At 69.7% G+C, this 20,499-nt stretch carries 17 protein-coding genes and 1 pseudogene; 11 read left to right on the plus strand and 7 right to left on the minus strand.

Annotated elements, in window-relative coordinates; genetic code table 11:
- The first annotated feature begins 474 nt into the window (after positions 1-474).
- The gene (locus tag ACTMSW_RS26335) at positions 475-1,461 is read left to right on the plus strand and encodes a LacI family DNA-binding transcriptional regulator (RefSeq protein ID WP_441183378.1); all 987 of its coding nucleotides are present in this window, start codon (positions 475-477) and stop codon (positions 1,459-1,461) included.
- Positions 1,462-1,828: 367 nt separating this feature from the next.
- Positions 1,829-3,793 carry a hypothetical protein gene (locus ACTMSW_RS26340; protein ID WP_441183379.1) on the plus strand — a complete coding sequence of 655 codons (1,965 nt, stop codon included), beginning with the start codon at positions 1,829-1,831 and terminating at the stop codon, positions 3,791-3,793.
- Between the two features lie 447 nt (positions 3,794-4,240).
- Here the strand turns inward: ACTMSW_RS26340 and ACTMSW_RS26345 are convergent, their stop codons facing one another.
- Complete coding sequence (locus ACTMSW_RS26345) at positions 4,241-4,888, minus strand: response regulator (RefSeq protein ID WP_441183380.1); 648 nt, start codon at positions 4,886-4,888, stop codon at positions 4,241-4,243.
- Positions 4,885-5,919: a sensor histidine kinase gene (locus ACTMSW_RS26350; RefSeq protein WP_441183381.1), complete on the minus strand. Its 1,035-nt coding sequence runs from the start codon at positions 5,917-5,919 to the stop codon at positions 4,885-4,887. The genes ACTMSW_RS26345 and ACTMSW_RS26350 overlap by 4 nt, the downstream gene beginning before the upstream one ends.
- Before the next feature lie 212 nt (positions 5,920-6,131).
- On the opposite strand from ACTMSW_RS26350, the gene ACTMSW_RS26355 reads away from it, so the two are divergent.
- Together ACTMSW_RS26355 and ACTMSW_RS26360 are read left to right on the plus strand one after the other, a co-directional pair.
- Positions 6,132-6,725 carry a CDP-alcohol phosphatidyltransferase family protein gene (locus tag ACTMSW_RS26355; protein WP_441183382.1) on the plus strand — a complete coding sequence of 198 codons (594 nt, stop codon included), beginning with the start codon at positions 6,132-6,134 and terminating at the stop codon, positions 6,723-6,725.
- The gene (locus ACTMSW_RS26360; RefSeq protein ID WP_441183383.1) at positions 6,722-7,192 is read left to right on the plus strand and encodes a VTT domain-containing protein; all 471 of its coding nucleotides are present in this window, start codon (positions 6,722-6,724) and stop codon (positions 7,190-7,192) included. The genes ACTMSW_RS26355 and ACTMSW_RS26360 overlap by 4 nt, the downstream gene beginning before the upstream one ends.
- 145 nt (positions 7,193-7,337) lie before the next feature.
- Here ACTMSW_RS26360 and ACTMSW_RS26365 read toward each other — a convergent pair whose 3' ends face one another.
- Positions 7,338-7,631 carry a hypothetical protein gene (locus ACTMSW_RS26365; protein ID WP_441183384.1) on the minus strand — a complete coding sequence of 98 codons (294 nt, stop codon included), beginning with the start codon at positions 7,629-7,631 and terminating at the stop codon, positions 7,338-7,340.
- 191 nt (positions 7,632-7,822) lie between these two features.
- Between ACTMSW_RS26365 and ACTMSW_RS26370 the strand changes: the two genes are divergently transcribed.
- Positions 7,823-8,116, plus strand: coding sequence for a hypothetical protein (locus ACTMSW_RS26370; RefSeq protein ID WP_441183385.1), 294 nt, complete (start codon positions 7,823-7,825; stop codon positions 8,114-8,116).
- Between the two features lie 20 nt (positions 8,117-8,136).
- Here the strand turns inward: ACTMSW_RS26370 and ACTMSW_RS26375 are convergent, their stop codons facing one another.
- Positions 8,137-9,450 carry an aspartate aminotransferase family protein gene (locus ACTMSW_RS26375; protein WP_441183386.1) on the minus strand — a complete coding sequence of 438 codons (1,314 nt, stop codon included), beginning with the start codon at positions 9,448-9,450 and terminating at the stop codon, positions 8,137-8,139.
- 85 nt (positions 9,451-9,535) lie between these two features.
- On the opposite strand from ACTMSW_RS26375, the gene ACTMSW_RS26380 reads away from it, so the two are divergent.
- Together ACTMSW_RS26380 and ACTMSW_RS26385 are read left to right on the plus strand one after the other, a co-directional pair.
- A complete protein-coding gene (locus tag ACTMSW_RS26380; protein ID WP_441183387.1) occupies positions 9,536-10,423 on the plus strand; it encodes a LysR family transcriptional regulator in 888 nt (295 codons plus the stop codon).
- A 482-nt stretch (positions 10,424-10,905) separates the two neighbouring features.
- Entirely contained in the window at positions 10,906-12,849 is a 1,944-nt protein-coding gene (locus ACTMSW_RS26385; protein WP_441183388.1) for a S9 family peptidase, read from the plus strand.
- A 97-nt stretch (positions 12,850-12,946) separates the two neighbouring features.
- Here ACTMSW_RS26385 and ACTMSW_RS26390 read toward each other — a convergent pair whose 3' ends face one another.
- Both ACTMSW_RS26390 and ACTMSW_RS26395 read right to left on the minus strand, forming a co-directional pair.
- Entirely contained in the window at positions 12,947-15,466 is a 2,520-nt protein-coding gene (locus ACTMSW_RS26390; RefSeq protein WP_441183389.1) for an FtsX-like permease family protein, read from the minus strand.
- A gap of 8 nt (positions 15,467-15,474) precedes the next feature.
- Positions 15,475-16,233: an ABC transporter ATP-binding protein gene (locus ACTMSW_RS26395; protein ID WP_441183390.1), complete on the minus strand. Its 759-nt coding sequence runs from the start codon at positions 16,231-16,233 to the stop codon at positions 15,475-15,477.
- Positions 16,234-16,379: 146 nt separating this feature from the next.
- Here ACTMSW_RS26395 and ACTMSW_RS26400 point away from each other — a divergent pair, with 146 nt between their 5' ends.
- The 4 genes and pseudogenes from ACTMSW_RS26400 (at position 16,380) to ACTMSW_RS26415 (ending at position 18,688) form a co-directional block, all read left to right on the plus strand.
- Complete coding sequence (locus tag ACTMSW_RS26400; RefSeq protein ID WP_441183391.1) at positions 16,380-17,570, plus strand: sensor histidine kinase; 1,191 nt, start codon at positions 16,380-16,382, stop codon at positions 17,568-17,570.
- Entirely contained in the window at positions 17,567-18,205 is a 639-nt protein-coding gene (locus ACTMSW_RS26405; RefSeq protein ID WP_441183392.1) for a response regulator, read from the plus strand. Before ACTMSW_RS26400 ends, ACTMSW_RS26405 begins: the two co-directional genes overlap by 4 nt.
- Before the next feature lie 53 nt (positions 18,206-18,258).
- Positions 18,259-18,462: pseudogene (locus tag ACTMSW_RS26410) on the plus strand (IS701 family transposase); the annotation flags it as partial.
- A 100-nt stretch (positions 18,463-18,562) separates the two neighbouring features.
- Positions 18,563-18,688: a hypothetical protein gene (locus ACTMSW_RS26415; protein ID WP_441183431.1), complete on the plus strand. Its 126-nt coding sequence runs from the start codon at positions 18,563-18,565 to the stop codon at positions 18,686-18,688.
- A 335-nt stretch (positions 18,689-19,023) separates the two neighbouring features.
- Here ACTMSW_RS26415 and ACTMSW_RS26420 read toward each other — a convergent pair whose 3' ends face one another.
- A complete protein-coding gene (locus tag ACTMSW_RS26420) occupies positions 19,024-20,178 on the minus strand; it encodes a hypothetical protein (protein WP_441183393.1) in 1,155 nt (384 codons plus the stop codon).
- Positions 20,179-20,499: the final 321 nt, after the last annotated feature.

Consider the following 20,499-nt stretch of genomic DNA (forward strand, 5'->3'; position numbering starts at 1 on the left):
GAGGGGCGGGGTGGAGGCCGGTGGTCCCGTGCGGGGCACCACGGGACATCCGGAGCATGGGGACGGGCGGGGCAGGTGCGGAGGTGGCGGGTGGAGCGGACCCGCCGCTCGTCGCCCCAGCAGGCCATTCGTCACGACCGCGACCAGGGCAGAGGCCCTCGGTCACGCCCGCTTCGGACGGCTGCGGCAGTGGCAGCGTCGGGATGAACGTCATTGTTAGCGCCAACATGCGGTGCCGTCAAGAACCAACCGACCGCTCCCCGTCCCGGTCCAGTGACCGTGCGGTAGCGTTCAACCCACCTGCGCCGCGCCCGTCCGTCAGGGGTGGGCAACCTTGACGCGACGCTGATGTGTGCGTTAACAATGGCGCCGGAAAGCCGGAAACGCCGGCCGGAAAGGACTCCTATGCGCGCAGCCAGCCAGGGCGGCCGAAGCCCTCGTCGCGGCGCGTCCGGCGCAGACGGCGTACCGGTCATGAGCGACGTGGCCCGCCTGGCCGGCGTCTCGCACATGACCGTCTCCCGCGTCATCAACGAGCCCTGGCGGGTGCGCGCGGCCACCCGCGAGCGGGTGCAGGCGGCGATCGAGACCCTGGGCTACCGGCCGAACTCCGCCGCCCGCAGCCTGGTGACCCGCAAGTCCCACACGATCGGCGTCGTCGCGCTCAACACCACCCTGTTCGGCCCCGCTTCGACCCTGCACGGGTTGGAGGAGGCCGCCCGGGAGGCCGGATACTTCGTCAGCGTGGCCAGCGCGCAGCGCCTGACCACCGAGGACCTGCGCGCGTCGGTGCACCGGCTGGTGGACCAGTCCGTGGACGGAATCGTGGTCATCGCCCCGTTGCGCTCAGCCGCGCAGGTCGTCGGCGCCCTCGATCCGTCGGTGCCGGCGGTCAGCGTCGAGGGCGTGGAGCTGGGTGTGGTGCCCTGCGTGGCGGTCGACCAGCACCTCGGTGCGCGGCTCGTGGTCGAGCACCTGCTGTCGCTGGGGCACCGCACCGTCCACCACATCTCCGGGCCCCGGGACTGGACCGAAGCCGAGGCCCGCGCGGAGGGCTGGCGCAGCACCCTACGCGCGGCTCGCCGCCGCGTACCGGCGGCGGTGGTCGGCGACTGGTCGGCACGGTCGGGCTACGAGGCGGCGCGGCTCCTGGCCGACAAGCCTGACCTGACGGCGCTGTTCGTCGCCAACGATCACATGGCCCTGGGCGCCCTGCGGGCCCTTCAGGAGCGGGGCCTGCGGGTCCCCGAGGACGTCAGCGTGGTCGGCTTCGACGACGTACCGGAGTGCGCCTACTACCTGCCACCGTTGACCACCGTGCGGCAGGACTTCGCCGAGATCGGCCGGCAGAGCATCCGCGTCCTCGTGCAGCAGATGACCGGGGAGACATCGGTGCCGACCTCCCACCTGCTCGCGCCCTCACTGGTCGTTCGGGCGAGCACGGCTCCCCCTACCCGCTGACGCCGTACCGCCCGGCTCCGGTGATCCGCACCTGACCGAAGCCGGGTGCCTGCGTGCCCGACACGAGCCGGTGACACATCGGCATCCCTCTTGACATGTTCACCTTAACATCACAGCCTGACCCGAGAGCGACGACCGCTGTCCCCTATCGACGGTCGCCCGCTCGAGGCCCGCCGCACCGGGCTCACCTCGTGCGCCGACGGCTGGTCCGTACCCGGCAGGTCTCGCTGCGGACTCCGCACCCTGTTCCCTCTCCCCCGACCGGAGGAACACCATGAGCGATCAACCGCACCGTGCGTCAGCTCATCCGCAACCGGCATCGACGGCAGCGGATTCACGACGGGGCCCCCGCGCCGCGATGTGCGTCGTGGCGGCCACCCTGACCCTGGCGACGGTGGCCCTCGTCGCGGCACCCCCCGCGTCGGCCGCCACCGCCGCCACGGTTACCGTCTCCGGCACGCAGTGGGGTGTGAGCACGTGCAACCTCGGCGCCGTCGAGGGCAACACCCGCTTCGACGTCAACGAGCTGAAGGACATGGGGGTCAACGCCTACCGCGTCTACGGCGGCGTCTCCCGCTGGGAGCGCGCCGACGACGACGGCACCTACGGCTCCCCCACCATCGCCGAGATCAAGGCTGATCCCAACCGCGTGAACTGGTCGGCGTGGGACACCGCCATGACCAGCCCGCCGCGCGGCTCCGACTACTCCTGGTCGGTGGAGACGGGCAACCTGTGGCAGGGCAATGCCCGCACCCTGTTCCAGACGCTGAAGAACAACGGCATCAAGCCGGTCGTGACCCTTCGCGACCAGGACAACTTCGGTGGCAACACCTGGCTGGCCAGTCCGCCGACCTCCACCGCCGACTGGAACGAGTGGTGGGCGCACGCGTTCGCGACCGTCTACTGGTTCAACGTCCGCAACGACTACCGGGTCGACGACTGGGAGATCCACAACGAGCCGGACTTCGCGGGACAGGGCTGGAAGGGAACCAAGGAGCAGTACTACGACTTCGTGCGCTACACCAGCGACGCGATCCGGCACGTCTACGCCACCTACCTGCCGGGTCGTACGCCCCGCATCCACGCGCCCGCGACGCTGAGCGGGTCCACCTGGCCGCGTGACGTGCTGGCCAACGTCGGCGACCAGTTCAACACGATGAACGTGCACAACTACAACAGCGACATCACGTCCTACAACCAGCAGGTCCACGGCTGGATGAACGATGCCGGAGCCGGGAACTACCCGCTGTGGCTCGGCGAGTGGGGCACCTACACGCAGAGCTATGACACCCTCGGCATGTCGTTGACGACGTTGAAGAACATGATCCGGGGATCCCGACCGGGCAACGAACACGTCGACGGCAGCCTCATCTTCAGCATGTACGACTGGATCAGCAGCACCTCGAACGACACCTTCGAGGGCCTCGTCAGCGGCTCCGGTGATGCGAGCTGGACCTACTACGCCTTCCGGATGGGCTCCCGGGCCCTGCAGGGCTGCCGGCCGACCTACCGGAGCACCGCCTCCACCGGGGACATCACCGCGATCACCACCAAGGACTCCGCCGGCAACATCTACGTCCTGGCGGCCAACTCCGGCACCGGCGGCTACGACCTCGACATCGACCTGTCGGCACTGGCCAGCAGCGGCACCGGCACGCTCTGGCGCCAGGACGCCACCCACGCTGACAGCACCGCCGGCACCCCGGCTCTCACCGGTGGACACGTGGCGACCAGCGTACCGGCGAACGGCGCGATCCTGGTGAAGATCACCAACCCGAGCGCGCCCCTGACCCTCTTCACCGACGATTTCGAGGACGGTGACAGCAACGGCTGGACCCCCAGCGGCGGCACGTGGCAGGTGCAGCAGCCAGCCGGGCAGAGCAAGGAGTACGCCAGGACCGGTACCGGCGACGCCCTGTCCCGAGCCGGATCGAGCACCTGGACGAACTACCGCGTCCAGGGCTACGTCAAGCTGGACAACGAGGCCGGCGGGGCCGCCCTGCTCGGCCGGGTCCAGGACAACAGCCACTTCTACCAGCTCGAGCTGAAGAAGGACGCCGCCGGCACGAAGAAGTGGTGGATCTGGAAGAACGACGGTGGCACGTGGACCGTCATCGCATCCGGCCCCTTCGCCTTCACCGCCGGCTCCTACTACCTCCTGCGCCTCGACATGTCGGGAAGCACCCTGAGCGCCTCGGTCTCCACGACCTTCGGTAGCAGCTTCCAATCCCTCGGCTCGGGCACCGACAGTGCCTACACCTCGGGTGCCATCGGCGTTCGGGCCGTCGGACACCCCGCCAGCTTCGACGACCTGCGTGTCAGTTCCCTGTAGGAATCCGCAACGGTGCTCCTGGTACGCCTCCGCCGATCGGGCGGGTGGCGTACCAGGAGCCGCCGGACAGCACACCCAGGCCGGCGCCACCTGGAGCCACTACGTCACCCTCACCAGGTGACCAGCCGACTGGGCTCCAGATCAGTCAGCAGATTGAGCTTGGCGACTACTCCGCCGCCGACAAGGCTCGTGGTACATCACCCTGCTCACCATCGGTTACCTGATCAGCCGCGGCCTGGTCAGGTCCGACAGCCGCACCCCGCCCACGACCCGCGCAGCTACCACTGACCCCAGCCCCCAGAAGCCCCGGCTACCGGTGGGCATCTGCGCGAATGCGACGCTGACCCGCGATGACGAACCGCAATGACTGGACTACGCCCTCGAAGGGCGGCCAGTCAGCGGCCGAGGGAGTCAATCGGACGCGCCGAGCGAGACCGCTGGTTCTTGTCAGGGTGAAAGGCCGGCCTGGATCGCCAGGATGGCGGCTCGTACGCGGTCGCGGCTGCCGGTCTTGGCCAGCACGTTGGTGACATGGGTCTTGACGGTGCTCATGGAAAGGTGGAGGCGTGCCGCGATCTCGGTGTTGTTGAGTCCGGCACCGATCAAGGCGAGCACGTCGGTCTCCCGAGCGGTCAGCTGGTAGGCCGCCAGTTCCACGCGGGTGGCCGGCCCGGTCGCGCGTACCCGGTCCAGGACGGCGCCGGTGACCTCGGCGGAGAGTATCGCCTCCCCGGCCGCGACGGTGCGCACCGCGGCGATCAAGTCGCGGGAGCTGCCCCGCTTGAGCAGGAATCCGCGCGCGCCGGCCGCGATGGCGTCCAGGACATAGGCGTCGTCGTCGAAGGTGGTTACGACGATCACGGCGGGGGCGTGCGGGATCGCGGCCAGCTCGCGCGTGGCTTGCAGGCCGTCGAGTACCGGCATGCGGATGTCGACCAGGGCGACGTCGATGCGGGAGTCGTGACGTACGGCGTCGAGGAGCTGCCGCCCGTCGGCGGCCTCAGCTGCGACGTGGATATCGGGTTGGGAACGCAGGATCAGGCTGAAGCCGTCGCGGACCAGCTGCTGGTCGTCGGCGATCGCAACACGGATCACGGTTTGGCCACGGGCAGGTAGGCCTGAACGATGGTGCCGCCGTCAGGTCTCCGGCTGAGCTCCCAGCTCCCACCGCGAGCTCGCACGCGCTCCTCGATGCCGAGTAGGCCCGAGCCGCGCGTGGGTGCAGGGGGCGGCCCGATGCCGTCGTCGCTGACCCGCAGACGGGCACGGTCGCCGATGCGGACCAGTTCGACGCCGGCGCCCGTGGCTTTCGCGTGGCGGGCGATATTGGTGAGGGCCTCTTGGGCGATGCGGTAGACGGTCAACACGCCGATCTCGTCCAGGCCTGGCTCAGGGTCCAGACGTACCTGGACCGTCACGCCCTGCTGGCGCAGCGGCTGCGCGAGTAGCTCGTCGATGTCGGACAGGCGCGGCGGCGCGCTCACCGCGATCGCCGCGTCCGGGTCGCGCAGGTGCACGACGAGCGTGTCGAGTTCGCTCAGTGCGGTCCGTCCGCTGTTCGCGATCGTCCGCAGCGCCGCCCCCGGGTCGTCACTGAGCTGGCCCGCCTCGGCTTGAACCACCATCGCGGTGACGTGGTGGCCGACCACGTCATGCAGCTCGCGGGCCAGGTTCGTGCGCTGCTCGAGCCAGGCGGTCTGGCCGCGCAGCTCGCCCGCCTCCCGGGTGAGGGCGTGGCCGCGTGACCACGACCGGAACAGGATCGCCAGGAGGTAGCCGGCCGTCACGAAGACGATCGGCTGCTCGTACATCCCACGCTGGCCAAGCAGCGCGACAGCGAGGGCGCCGGCGGCGCCGGTCAAGCCAGCCGCCCACCCCAGCCACGGGCGTCGCGCCGGGTCTTCGCAGGTCGAGATGAAGACGAGGCCGGCGGCCGCGAGGCCCAGTTGCACCGACTCCCCAGTGCTCACCACCGCCACGAACCCGGCGCAGACCCCAAAGACCAGGGCCCGGTAGCGGGGCCGCAGCGCCACGGCCCCGAGGCCGATGGGCAGCACCAGCTTCGCCCAGCCCGCCGGCACGGCGGTGCCCCCCTCGACGGTCGTGACCGCGACGGCAACGATCAAGCCCCCCGCACCGTAAGCGAGTCGGCGCACTCGGGCGGGATCGCGCAACCTTTCCCGGATTCTGGCCCTCACCTGCACAGTCTCGACGATCAGCCCGGAAGCCGGCCAGGTACCCCGGTACCAGATCGGCCAGCACCCCGGTGCCGCCGCCGCGACCAGATCGGCACCGCGGCACGTTCCGCCCGGAACGCTCACCGCACGACGCTGCGGAGGTGACTCTTGTTGACCTCCGCACCGCTATCGGCATCGGCCCTCCCCGTACGGTTCCCAACTACATCACCGCCACCCGCACGGTCGCCTCCGTCACCGTCGGTGTCGCCGCCCTCGTCGCTGGCTCCGTCGTACTGCTGGCGGTGGCATACGGCATCTACTGGCTCGGCGACGTGCTTGACGGCTGGGCCGCACGCAGGCTCGGACAGGAGACCCGGACGGGGGCCGTCCTCGATATCGTGAGCGACCGCGCGTGCACCGCCGTGCTCTGCGTGGGGCTGGTCTCACTCGTGCCCGACGTCGCGGTCGTGGGCCTGGTGTTTCTGCTCTCGTTCCTGGTGCTGGACACCATGCTGTCGCTGGCGTTCCTGTGCTGGCCCGTGGTCAGCCCCAACTACTTCTATCTGATCGACCGGCGGGTATGGGCGTGGAACTGGTCGCCCATGGCGAAGGCCGCCAACACCGCCGGCGTTGTCGGCGCCATCGCGGTCGGGCAGTACCGGCTCGCGCTGACCGTCGCCGTCGCCGTCGTTGCGGTCAAGCTGTGGTCGACCGCGGCGATGGTCCGGCTGCTCGAACGGGACGGCCGGGCATGAGCAGCCTCGCCGAGGCGGTGCTGGCGCTCGGGTACGGTCTGGCCTCGGCCCTCGTCCCGATCGTCAGCGCCGAGGCCTACGCCGTAGTCGCCGGACACCGTGGCGGCCACGCTCTGGTCGTCGTCCTCGCTCTGGCGCTCGGGCAGACAGCCGGCAAACTGCTCCTGTTCGAAGCCGCGCGTCGCGGAAAGGGACGGCTGGCCCAGAAACTCACGCATCGGAGCCGATCAGGTCGCGCGGCTGCCTCGGGCGCCCGTTGGGCCAAGCGGAGCCAGCGCTGGCTCTCCCGTCGGCGCACCGCCCTACCGACGGTGCTCGTCTCCGCCACAGTCGGGGTTCCACCGCTGGCCGTAGTCAGCCTCGCGGCCGGGACCGCGGGCCTTCGACACCACGAGTTCGCCGTCGCGTGCCTACTCGGGCGAGTGTCCCGTTTCGCCCTCCTCGTCCTGCCAGCGGCATTGGCCTAGCCTTGCTCTTCCATGTGGGCCGCCATTCATAGTTGCTGTTGAATGGAGCCGGTCTGAGTTACGTACACGAGTTTCGCTGGCATGCTGACGGCCCGGCGCTGGGCCGGGTTCCTCCGTGCGGCTGGTCGGGGCGTGGGGCTGTTGGTCAGCCGGCGGGTCGCCACCGAAGCGAGTGGAGACGCCCGGCCCGGGCATCCACCGCCGACTCGACCTGCACGATCAGGCCGCCGGTCCGCTCGCCGAGAGAGCCGTCCTCGGCGAAGCGGCGGGCCGGCGCGGCGGCGTCCCGGAAGCCGGCCCAGTCGAGCCCGATCAACCCGGGTTCGACCGCGAACCGGCGCAACATCGCCAGATCGTCCTCCGCCACCTGGCGCAGCCCTACGGTCGAGCCGGGCGCCTCGTGCACGATGCCGGCCACCAACGGATGGGGACTGTCCACCCTCCGCACCGTAGTGACGGGCCGACCCGCGCGATGACATGCGTTCCCCCGCCGGAAGTCGTTGGACATACCCTGCGGCATGTAAGCGTTGGAGAGGGCGAAGCTGTCCTCCATCACGTGGTAGCGCGTGATGAGTCCGTCGCGGCCGACCGTGATGTCGAACGCGAACTCACTGTCGAAGCTGCGACCCGTTGCGAGGATCGACGCGGAAGCAAGGTCCCGGACTGACCGAACCCGAGTGCGACGACGATGAAAACAAGGCCACTGGCAGCAGCACGCGACGCGCCACTACGGCGGGGAAGAACAGCGCCGGATCGTTCTGGGCGGCCACCAACCCCGAGCGGCCGGAGTGCGGTCTGCCGCTTCCGCTCTACTCGGCGTCCAAGGCCGCCGCCACCATGCTGACGGTGCAGTACGCCAAATCCCACCCGGGCATCACGTTCAACGCCCTCGAGCCGGGCACCACCGCCATACCAACCGGATGACGCGACACAGCGCGCGATCTCTAGGGCCTGAACTGCGGCGTCACCTCGGCGAGCGCTTGGTCGAGGATCTCCAGGCCCAGGTCCAGCTCGGCGTGGGTGGAGGTGAGCGCCGGCGCGATGCGGAAGACGCCGCCCATGCCGGGCAGCTGCACCACATTCATGTGCAGGCCCAGCTCCAGGCACCGCCCGGTCACGGCGGCGCCCAGCGCGTCGGCCGGTCGTTTCGACTCCCGGTCGCTGACCAGTTCGAGCCCGACCAGCAGCCCGCGGCCGCGCACGTCGCCGACCACCGGGTGTCGCTGGCCGATCTCCCGCAGACCCTTCCGGAGGTACGCGCCCAGGTGCGCCGCCTGTTCGTCGAGCCGGTCGGCCTCCAGCACGTCCAGCACCGTGTTGCCGACCGCGGCCACCAGCGGGTCCGAGACGTGCGTGGTGAAGAAGAGAAAACCGCGCTCGTGCGCCGTCTGCTCGATTGCCGGGCTGGTCACCACCGCAGCCAACGGCAGGCCGGCGCCGAGCGTCTTGGACAGGGTCAGGATGTCCGGCACGACGCCGTCACGCTCAAACCCGTACCACTCGCCGGTGCGGCACAGACCGGTCTGCGCCTCGTCGAGGATCAACAGCCCGCCGCGCTCGTGCACCTTGTCGCGCAGCGCCGCGAGGTATCCCGGCGGCAGGTCGATCACGCCGCCGGAGCTGAGGATCGGCTCCACGATGCACGCCGCCAGACTGCCCACCGACTGGGCGTCGAACAGCTCGAACGAGAACTCCAGCTGACGCCGCCAGTCCAGCTCGCCGCCGGGAAGGGTGAAGTCGGGCCGGTACGCGTTCGGCGTGGGGATCGCGAAGTTGCCGGGCGCCGCAGGCCCGTACCCCTTGCGCCCCGAGCTGTAGGTGGCGCTCGCCGCCGCCTGCGTCATCCCGTGCCACGACCGGGCGAACGAGATGATCTCGTGCCGGCCGGTGACCAGCTTCGCCATCCGGATCGCCGCCTCGTTGGACTCCGCGCCGGTGGTGAGCAGCAGGACCTTGTCGAGCGGCGCGGGAAGGGAGCCGGCGAGGCGGCGGGCCAGCTCGACCACGGGCCGGCTCAGCATGCCGCTGAACAGGTGGTCGAGGGTGGCGGCCTGTTGCTGGATCGTGGCCACGACAGCCGGGTGGGAGTGACCGAGGATGGCGCTCATCTGCCCCGACGTGAAGTCGAGCAGGCGGCGGCCGTCGGCGGTGAACACGAAACTACCTTCGGCGCGGTCGATGATCTCGCGTACGAAGCTGCCCGCGCCGATGTAGCGGACCAGGTGACGATCGGCGTCGGACCAGAACGAATCAGCCATGGACCGACGCTAGGCAGTCCCGGGGAGGCACGTCCATCGCACATTTCCGCTGTCGCTGTTAAGCAAAGCCGTACAGTCGGCGGTCATGACGCTGAATCCGTGGCGGCTGCGCCTGCTCGCCGACCTGGCGACCTACGGCACCGTCCGGGCCGTCGCGCAGCGTGGCAACCTGAGCCCGTCGGCGGTGTCGCAGCAGCTCGCCACGCTGGAACGGGAGACCCGGACGGCGCTGCTGGAACGCACCGGGCGGCGGGTGCGGCTCACCGCGGCCGGAGTGTTGCTCGCCGGCCGGGCCCGGGAAATTCTCGCGGCCATGGACGCGGCCGAGGCGGAGCTGCGCCGCCTCGCCGACGAGCCGGCCGGCACGGTCACCGTGGCCGCGTTCCAGAGTGCCGTGCAAGCCCTCGCCGAACCGGCGCTGGCTCGTCTCGCGGCCCGGCACCCGGACGTGAGCGTGGTGTTGCTGGAGTTGGAGCCGCACGAGAGCATGCCGGCGCTGCGTCGCGGCGACGTCGACCTGATCATCACGACGGCCGACTTCGCCGGCGCCGAGCTCTCCCCGGAGATCGACCTGGTGCCGCTCGCCACCGACCCGGTCGTGCTCGTGCTGCCCCCGGAGCATCCGCTGACCAGCGCCGAGTCGGTCGCCCTGGAGGCGTGCGCGCAGCAGCGCTGGACGTTCGACGTCGCCGGCTCGTACATGTCCGAGCTGTCCACCCGGCTGTGCCGGGAGGCCGGCTTCGAGCCCGTGGTGATCTGTCGGTTCAACAACTACATGCTGGCGCTTCAGCACGTGGAGAACGGCCGCTCGATCACCATGCTGCCGAAGCTGGCGGTGGACCCGCGGTACCGGGTGGTGACCCGGCCGCTGAACCCGCCGCTGACCCGGCGCATCACGGCCGCGGTCCGGCGACCGGCCGCGTCACGTCCCGAGGTGACGGCCGTGCTCAGCGCGCTGCGAGCAGGTGACTGACCTCGGCCGGAGCCAGCGAGGCCCGCACCGCGTCCATCAGCTTGCGCTGCGTCGGGAAGTGGTGCCGCAGCGAACCCTTGCTCAACTCCGCGCGCGGAGACCGCCCGCCCGCTGAGCACCTGACCAGGCCGGGAGAAGAAGCAATACAGGGATCCTCGCAGCTCGTAGCGGCCCTGATGACCTGACACCGACGGATGCCGTGTCTTCCACGCGTGCAGGAACGGACCGACCGCCTGCCACTGCTCGTCGGTCAGGGTCGCTCCGATACGCCGCTCGCTCTCGTGTCATCTGATCGCGCCAGGGGCCCACAAGGGGCATATTATTCCAAACCGCCCTTTCGTCGACCGCCGCCAACCGCGGGCACCGGGACCGCGTCGGACTCGGGGACGTCACCTTCCGGTGGCACGAGACCCCCGCCTCCTGAGAGATCCGGCACGCCGGCTCTCAGGCCCGGCACCCGCTCCACCACGAGAGGACACGACATGACCACCCCGGACACGCCACCGAGGCTGATCGAGGTTGAGGAGTTCTTCGCCGACCCGGCGTTCGCCGTGCCGACGATCTCCCCGGACGGCACCCGGATCGCCTACCTCGCCCCGCACCACGGACGCCGTAACATCTGGGTCCGCGGCATCGACCAGGCCCACGACGAGGCCGTCCCCGTCACCGCCGACACCCGCCGCGGGATCACCACCTACCACTGGACCGACGACCCCCGCTGGCTGCTGTACCAGCAGGACACCGACGGCAACGAGGACTGGCACCTCTTCCGCGTCGATCTGGAGGACCCGGCCGCCCCGGCGGTCGACCTCACCGCGATGGGGCCGGGCTCGCGGGTGTTCGCCGTCGAGCCGCTCCGGTCGGTGCCCGGCAACGTCCTGGTGTGGATGAACCCACAGGTCGAAAGCATCGACGTCTACCGGGTCGACATCGCCTCGGGCGAGGTCTCGCTTCATCACCACGAGGCCGACCCGCTGGCCGCCACGCTGCTCGACGGCCGGGGAGAGCCCGCGTTCCAGCTCATGACCGAGGAGGACGGCACGATCGCCATCTCCGGGTTCGACCGTGCCACCGGGGCCCTCCGGCTGCTGCGCCGCATGGGCGGGGCCGAATACCCACTGGGCGTAGAACCACAGCTGGTGACCCCGCGCGGCGACGGCCTGCTCGTCGGCTCCTTCCGCGACGGCGACGACCTCCAGCTGGTCCGGATCGACCGGGAGACCGGCGAGGAGACCGCCGTCGCCGCCGTGGGGGGTCGCAGCCTGGACATCATCGGAACCCTCGCCCCCGGGGTGCTGCCGCCCGCGGTGTACACCCGCCGGGGCACGGGCGAGGCGATCGCCGCCCGCTTCGTCGACGACCGGCCGCACGTCGAGGTCCTGGACCCCGAGTTCGCGCCCGTGTACGCCGAGCTCGCGGCGCTGTCGGACGGGGTGCTCGCCACGGTCTCGTCCGACGTGTCTGGCCGCCGCTGGCTCGCCACCTTCACCGACGACCGCGAACCGGGGGTGACGTGGTTCTACGACCACGCCACCGGTGAGCGCCGCCGCCTGTTCCGGCCCTACCCCGACCTGGACCCCGCCGACATGGCGCCGATGCGGCCCGTACGGTTTCCCGCCCGGGACGGACTGGAGCTGCCCGGCTACCTCACCCTGCCCCTAGGCGTGCCGCCCCGGGGCCTGCCGATGGTGCTGCTGGTGCACGGTGGCCCCTGGGTCCAGGACTTCTGGGGCTTTAGTCCCGAGGTGCAGCTGCTGGCCAACCGCGGCTACGCGGTGCTGCAGGTCAACTACCGTGGCTCCATCGGGTACGGCCGCCGGCACATGACCGCGGCCGTCGGCGAGTACGGCCGGGCCATGCAGGACGACCTGATCGACGCCGTCGACTGGGCGGTGTCCGAAGGCTACGCCGACCCGGCCCGGGTCGGGATCTTCGGCGTCTCCTACGGCGGGTACGCCACCCTGGTCGGGATCACCGCCACCCCCGACCTGTTCGCCGCTGCGGTCGACTACGTGGGCGTGTCGGACCTCGTCGCCGCCCTGCGGGCACTGCCGCCGTTCACCCGTCGCTACAACGCGAACAGCTGGTACCGCTACTTCGGCGACCCGGAGGTGCCCGAGCAGGAGGCCGAGCTGACGGCTCGCTCGCCGATCACCATGGTGGACCGGATCCGGACACCGCTGCTGGTCGCCCAGGGCGCCAACGACTCCCGCGTGCCACAGGCACAGTCCGACCGCATCGTGGCGTCCCTGCGCGAGCGCGGGGTGCCGGTCGAGTACCTGCTCGCCGAGGACGAGGGCCACGGGTTCGAGAACGAGGGCAACCGGCTCCGCCTCTACCGGGCCGTCGATCGTCACCTCGCGGAGCATTTGGGGGGACGGCTTGGTGCACAGTCGAATACGCGCGAAAGTGGTTCGTTGACGTAGCGGGCCGGTTCGCGACCGCTGACCCACGCCAACAACCCCAACCGACCATGCCGCCGTGGGTCGGCGCCGAATGCTCGGCGCCGACCCACGGCGCTGCTCAGCCGTCGGCCCCCAGTGCCACCACCGGGCTGACCCGCGACGCCCGACGGGCCGGCAGCACCCCGGCCAGCGCGGTCAGCACGACCAGTGCGACGAAGAGCCCGGCCAGCGGCAGCACCGGCGCGGTCAGCGGTGCCTCGATCCCGAGGGCCTGCACCGCCAACCAGCCGTACGGGATGCCGAGCACCAGGCCGATGGTCGCGCCGATCATCCCGTACAGGCCGGACTCGACGGTCAACATGGTGCGCAGGCCGGTCCGGGACAGGCCGATCGCCCGGAGCAACCCGGACTCGCGTACCCGCTCCACCACCGAGAGCGCGGTCGTGGAGCCCACGCCGACGACCGCGATCAGCACGGTCAGCCCGACCAGACCTCCCGCGACCCAGACCAGGGTGCGCACCAACGCGTCGTTGCGGTCCCGTTCGTCCGCGAGCACCTCGAGGCCCACGTCCGCACTCCCCCCGATCGCCTGGCGCAGCGCCCGCACGCCGGCGGTGCGACCGTCCTCGCCGGTGCCGGCCGCGTCGGCCAGCAGACCGGTGTACGCGGCCGGCACGCCGAGCCGGTTCAAGTCGGACGGATCGGTGAGGATACCCGCGTGCAGCGGGCCGTCACCGGGCAGGACTGCGGCCACCCGCACGTCGACCCTGCGCCCGGCCATGGCGAGCGTGACGGTGTCACCGGCCCGCAGAGCGGTGTCCCGGGCGACCCAGCTGCTCAGCACGATCCGACCGGGGCCACGATCGGCCAGGGTGCCCTGGGCCACGTCCAGGTCACCGGTGGTGGGCAACGCCGTCAGGTCCAGGTCGTTGGTCGGGTAACCGGACTCGACGCCGCCGAGCTTGTCGGCGCCGCGCATCAGGGTGACGTCGTCGACCTTCCGGTACGGCACCACCCGGGCCAGCGCGCCGTGCGCGGCCTCGGCCCGGGTCACGACAGCCGCCGGCAGCGTCCCACCGTTGCTGCGAACCTCGAAGTCGGTCGGTGCCGAGAGCGCCATCTCGCGGTCGGCGAGGAGCTGCAACGACGCGCCGCCGATGACCACCCCGGAGATCAGGGTCACGCCCAGCGCGACCACCACGGAGACCGCAGCCGCCCGGCGCGGCGTCCCGCCGATCCCACCGACCGACATCCTCCCGAGCGGCCCGAGCTGGCGCAGCGGCCAACCCACCACGGCCAGCACCGGCCGCACCAGCAGCGGACCGAGGGCCACCAGCGCGAAGAACGCCAGCGCGCCCGACCCGACCAGCAGGAACAGCGGCACCGTCGGGTCGTAGGTCGACTGGTCCGGCTCCGGCAACTGGCTGACCGTCGCCATCCCGGCCAGGATCGCGCCGACGGCCAGGAGTAGCCCGAACACCAGACGCAGCATCCCGATGCCGCGCCGGCCGGCGGTGGTGCTCGCCGTCCGCAGTGCCTCCAGCGGGGAGACCCGGGCGGCGGAGAGCGCCGGTGCCAGGACGGCCAGCACGGTGATCACGACGGCGCCGATCACCACCGTGACCGCCGCCGACAGTTGCAGGCCCGGTGACGAGACCGCGTGGCCGGTGGTACGCAGGATCGCCGGCAGCGCGTACCCGAGGGCGAGGGCGCCGACGACCCCGACGACGCCGGCGACCAGCCCGGTCAGGGCTCCCTCGGCGGTCAGGGCCCGCACCAGGGTGCCCCGGCTCGCCCCGACCGCCCGCAGCAACGCGAGTTGCCGCATCCGCTGGGCGAAGACGATGCGGAAGGTCGAGGTGACGACCAGCGCCGCCGCGACGACCGCGATGGAGACGAACATGCCGACCAGGATGAAGAGTTTCCCGACCTCCTCGGCCGCCGCGTTGGCCTCCGCCTCGCGCACCTCGGTGCCGGAGCGGATCGGCTGACCGGCGACCGCCGCGGTCACCCGTTGGCGGACGTCCTCCGTCGAGGTGCCGGGGGCCACCCGCACGTCGACGCGCTCCACCGTCGTCAGGCGCGCCCAGGCGGTCACGACGCTGTCCGGGGCGTACGCGTCGTTGCCGGCGTCCGCGCTGGTGTCGACAACGCCGGTGACGGTGAGTGGGGCGGGTGCGGTGCGTTCACCGCCGGTGCCGCTGGTGGTGGCACCGACCGACAGCCCGAGCCGCTCGGCGGTACGCGGGGTGATCGCGATCTCGCCGGGCTGGTCGGGATAGCTGCCCTCGACCACCCGGACGGTGGTCAGTGGGCCGTTGCCCGGATCGGCCTGGAGATTGAGGTACCCCTCGCCGATGGAGACCCCGGTCGACACCCGGGCCACCGCCGCGGCCACACCGGGCACAGTCCGGATCTGCTGCACGTCCGTCACGGTGAGTGGCGGCACGTCGGAGCTGCCGATCACCAGGTCGGTGGCGGCCGGGGTGCCGCTCAGGTTGTCCCGCACGGTCCGTTCGGTGATCTGCTGCACCAGCACGGTTCCGAAGACGACGAAGGACGCGACCAGGATCGCCAGGCCGGTCAGGATCAGCCGGCCGGGCCGCCGGGCGGCGGCGCTCGTCTGGGTACGCAGCACGGTCCCTCTCATGCGCGGGCCGCCAGATCACGCAGCGCGTCGGTGACCGACACCTGGTTGGGCTTGTGGATCTCGCCGGCGACCCGGCCGTCGGCGAGCAGCACCACCCGGTCGGCGTACGCGGCGGCGATCGGGTCGTGGGTGACCATGACGACGGTCTGGCCGAGATCGCGTACCGAGTCGCGCAGGATGGTGAGCACCTCGGTGCCGGAGCGGGAGTCGAGGTTGCCGGTCGGCTCGTCGGCGAAGACCACCTCGGGGCGCGCCACCAGGGCCCGGGCCAGCGCCACCCGCTGCTGCTGTCCGCCGGACAGCTCGCTGGGCCGGTGGCCGAGGCGGTCGGCGAGGCCCAGCACCCGCACCAGGTGCGCGAGAAGCTCGGCGTCGGGCTGCCGGCCGGCGAGATCCAGCGGCAGGGTGATGTTCTGCGCGGCGGTGAGCTGCGGCAGCAGGTTGAAGGACTGGAAGACGAACCCGATCCGCTCCCGGCGTACCCGGGTCAGCGTCCGATCCGACTGGCCGGTCAGCTCCGTGCCGCCGAGCAGGACGCGACCGGACGTGGCGGTGTCGAGACCGGCGAGGCAGTGCATCAGGGTCGACTTGCCGGACCCGGACGAGCCCATGATGGCCGTGAACTCGGCCCGGCCGAAGCCGACCGAGACCCCGTCCAGGGCACGGACCGCGGTCTCGCCGCTGCCGTACACCTTCACCAGGTTGACCGCGGCGACCGCGGCGTGGCTGGTCTCCGGCGGGGCGTGGGTTGTCATTGTTCCTCCAGTGGCTGCGCGGTGACCCGGAAAGCGTCGCCGGCACCGGCGGGTGGGCGCATCGGCTCGCGGCCGGGTATCGCCGCCGCCGGGTCTGCCTTTTGGCCGATCCGCCATCTCCGCCCAACTGGCTACGCTGGGTCACCATGAGCACGCCGGATCTTCGACGCTGGTGGGTACGCCTGGCCCAGGCCGCCGGACTGGTGGCCATGGGGCTGCTCGCCCTCTTCGACCTGCGGCTCGGTGCGGCTGGGAGCCTGGGTACTCCGCTGCTCCTGATGGTGCAGATGGGGCTCGCGGTGACAACGGTGCCGCTCTGGCTGCCGGTGCACCGGCTGGGCTCGCGTTGGCTGCCGCTGGCCGCGCTGGCGCTCGCGTCGGCGTCACTGGCCGTGACCGCGGCGAGCCTGGTTTTCTCCCGCAGTCTTCTGTTCAGCGGCAGCTGGGGGCTCGCCGAGTCGGCGGGGCTGATCGGGGTGGTCTTCGTGGTGACCCGGTGGGGCGCGCCCCGGCTCGCCCCATGGGCGGCGGTGGCCGTCGGGCTCGCCGTCGCCGCGCTGCCGCTGCGCGCCGGCACCGAGTACCTGCTCGTGATCTTCGGTCTGCTCCAGGTACTCGCGGCGGCCGGAGCCGCCGGGGTGGGGCTCTACCTGCGGGTCATGGCCGCCGGTCGGGAGCGGGCGATCGCGCTGGTCCGGGCCGAGCAGCGCGCGGAGTTCGCCCGCGACCTGCACGACTTCATCGCCCACCACGTCACCGGCATCGTGGTACAGGCGCAGGGTGCCCGGTTCGTCGCCGAGCAGGATCCGCAGCGGGTGATCGTCGCCCTGGGGCAGATCGAGCGAGCCGGCGCGGAGACGATGGCCTCGATGCGACGGATGGTCGGGATCCTGCGCAACCCGGACGCCCCGCCGGACGCCCCGCTGGCCCCACTGGCCGGGGTGACCGAGCTGGAGCCGCTGCTGACCGGGTTCAACGGCTCGACGAACGCGCCGGCACGGCTGCACGTCGACGGCGATCTGAACGGACTGCCGGTGGAGGTCTCGACGTCGGCGTACCGGGTGGTGATGGAAGGGCTGACCAACACCCGCCAGCACGCGCCGGACGCCCGGTCCGTGCACGTGGCCGTGCGGCGTACCCCGGACTGGTTGCTGGTCCGGGTCACCGACGACGGCGCCTCGCCGCGCACCGCACCGGCCCGCGGGCACGGCTTCGGCCTGATCGGCCTCACCGAGCGGGTCCGTGCCCTTGGCGGCACGATCACCGCCGGGCCGGGCGTCGCCGGTGGTTGGGTGCTCGACGCGGCGTTCCCGCTGCACGTGGCGGTGACGCGGTGATCCGGGTGCTCATCGCCGATGACCAGGCCATGGTGCGGACCGGCTTCGGCATGATCATCGGAGCCCAGTCGGACATGGAGGTGGTCGGCGAGGCCGCCGACGGCGTCCTCGCCGTCGAAATGGCCCGACGACTCCGCCCGGACGTGGTGCTGCTGGACATCCGGATGCCCCGCCTCGACGGACTCGAGGCACTGCGGATGCTCGCCGGGCCCGGCGTCGCCGACCCGCTCCGGGTGGTCGTGGTGACGACCTTCGACCTCGACGAGTACGTGCACACCGCCCTCTCCAACGGCGCCTGCGGCTTCCTGCTCAAGGATTCCGGCCCGGCTCTGCTGGTGGAGGCGGTTCGCGCGGCCGTGTCCGGTGACGCGCTGATCAGCCCGTCCATCACGGTTCGACTGTTGGAGCACCTCAGCTCGCCCGCCCCGGCACGCGAGGACAGCGGCCTGTCCCCACGGGAACTCGACGTCGTGAAGCTCGTCGCCCGGGGCCTGACCAACGCCGAGATCGCCGCCCAGCTCTTCATCGCCGTGGGTACGGTCAAGACCCACCTGGCGAGCGTGCAGATGAAGCTCAGGGCTCGCAACCGGGTCGAGATCGCCGCCTGGGCCTGGGAACGTCGCCTCGTCGGCTAGTGCTGCAACGGCAGTAAGTGAATCGAGTTCGGCTCGGGTTCGTTGGCTTACCTGTGACGGATGTTGATGTTGGCCGGTGGCATGGCGAGTTGGACCGGTTGCATGCGCGGATCGGACCTCGGTTTCGCCGGTCGGAGCCGCGGCGGCGGGTGCGTCAGTACCTGTGCGGGCTGGTCTCGGGTGTGGGCCGTAAGAACGGTTGGACCCTGGTGGAGCAGGACTGCGGACCATCCACCACCGTAAGCATCGTGCTGTGGAGAAGACCTTTTGACGTGCTCGTCCTGGGCGACAGCCCAGTGGTTGCGCTGACGCATACCTGGCACGGTGCACGAGGTATGGGACGACCGACTCCTACAGATGGGTACGAAGCAGCATCAGCGTCTCGCCGAAGGCGGAATCGGTTTCGGATTCGACCGCCGCGACCTGTGGCCCTCGCTGGCCAAGGTGGAACAGGGCGGGCGGAATCGGCCCGGCGGCTACTGAATCGCCGAACCTGCACCCGAGGCAGCCACCCATGCCGTACAGGCTCGCTGGGAATCTAATAAAATAGGGGCCATTGTATTGATCACCGATGGCGTTTCGGGGGAAGTAGGCCCCTACGGCGCACCTCCCGATTGGCCCAGCGCTTTCGAGATCGGCATGTCAGGAACCAAACCGACTAGTCGGTTTGTCCACGGCATTGAAGTAAGTGACCCTCAGGGCGGCGATGGTTAGGACTAAGCGCCACGACGACTAGACTGTCGCTCTTATAGAATTCACACGATAATGGGACAACGGCGCGAAGCGCTGCCGGGGTCGCCTTTGCGGGGAAAGGGCAGTTAAAGACTACGTGCCCTCTTGGAGAGCAGCCAGAGAAAATAGACGGGCCGCTCTCGTATGCGAGATTTCGAATCCATGTAAAGTTCGGCGGCGTTAGCCGCCGACCAGGCCCCACCCGATGCTCCAATAATCGAAATTACATCAGCAAGTTGTGGACCGTATATCGCAACCAGCGTTGCACTGACTGTTGCCAGGGCAGCGCCGGCGGCTTGAACTGCCGTCTTCCGGTTAATCCTTCGCAACTCACTTTCAAGCGCTCTCACCCCTTCGCCAATCTCCATGCTTAGCCTCGCCAGCGCAAAATCATCCACGCCACGACCCCCGTCGGCGACATTTAGGGCATTAAGGCGAAAATATGCTTGGGTTGACCTAAGCGCTTCCGTTTCATCAATCGCTATCTTGCAAAAGTCCCTCAGCGAGGTGCCTTCCAGGTAGGGGAGATCAACTGTGAGTATCGGCTCAATGAGGTGACGGGACAACGGCGAATCAGGCCTAGCGTGAAGGATGGTTCTACCACGCACCATAAGCTCAAAGAGCTGCGCTATAGAGCTGTCGTCGTCGAAACCCTCAGCCCCGAGATATCCCCCCGCAACAGGCCCCGTTTCCTCTGACCACTGCCGCGTAGTGACACGCGGAAAGTACAGTAGGCGACCCGCCTGTATCATAGGTATACAATCGTCTAGATATTTCCCCAGCCTCGACACCGGAACACCTCTGAGCCTCAGCTCTGTTACGTGGACAGTTGACACCCCCTCGAAATGCTCAATTTCGTCCACTGTTTCGATGCCAGGGCTCTCGTGGGAAACAATAAGCTGATTAGCGACGAGGGATCCTCGCTTCGTAATGCTTGACAAGTCGCCATCATCACTTAGGACAGACACGTCAAACTGGCCAATTTGGCCCTCGACAGATTTGAATTGGGCAGCTATCTGCGATTCAAAGAACGCCACGATATAGTCAGTGGCTATACGAACTTCTCTCGCTGAATTTCTCTGCTCACGATATGAACGACGAGTGATATCGTACCGCCTTCTGCCCCTGTTGTAGGACCTCCCCGTACGCTTGTTGAACTTTCTTCCCAGATTTTTGCTCAGGTCTTTGCCGTCAACACTTCGGTATACCGCGAAGCGGGCTAGGAAATCGCTGGTGTCCAAGACCTGCCTTCCGCTTGCTACAAAGAAGCTGCGGTTTTATAAATACTTGAAGTGTAGCAGCTCGATCAAGTCACGTAAGCTGCGGCGCGGACATCGACGATGTGCGGTTGTGCTTGACCTATCGCAGAGTTGATCAACGCGCGAGCCCCGTCGAGCTGGGAACAGCAGGGCGGCGGCGAGGCTAACAGAGCCGCAGTAGGCGAAAGCGGGGCCGAGCATCAGCCGGGCATTGCGGCCGATAGAACCACCACGGCGTGCGCTGAGGCAAGGACAACCAGCAGCACCCGGTGGTGGTATAGCCAGCAACCGAGTCGCAAAAAG

The sequence above is a fragment of the Micromonospora sp. BQ11 genome, from assembly GCF_052068135.1.
Lineage (GTDB): Bacteria > Actinomycetota > Actinomycetes > Mycobacteriales > Micromonosporaceae > Micromonospora.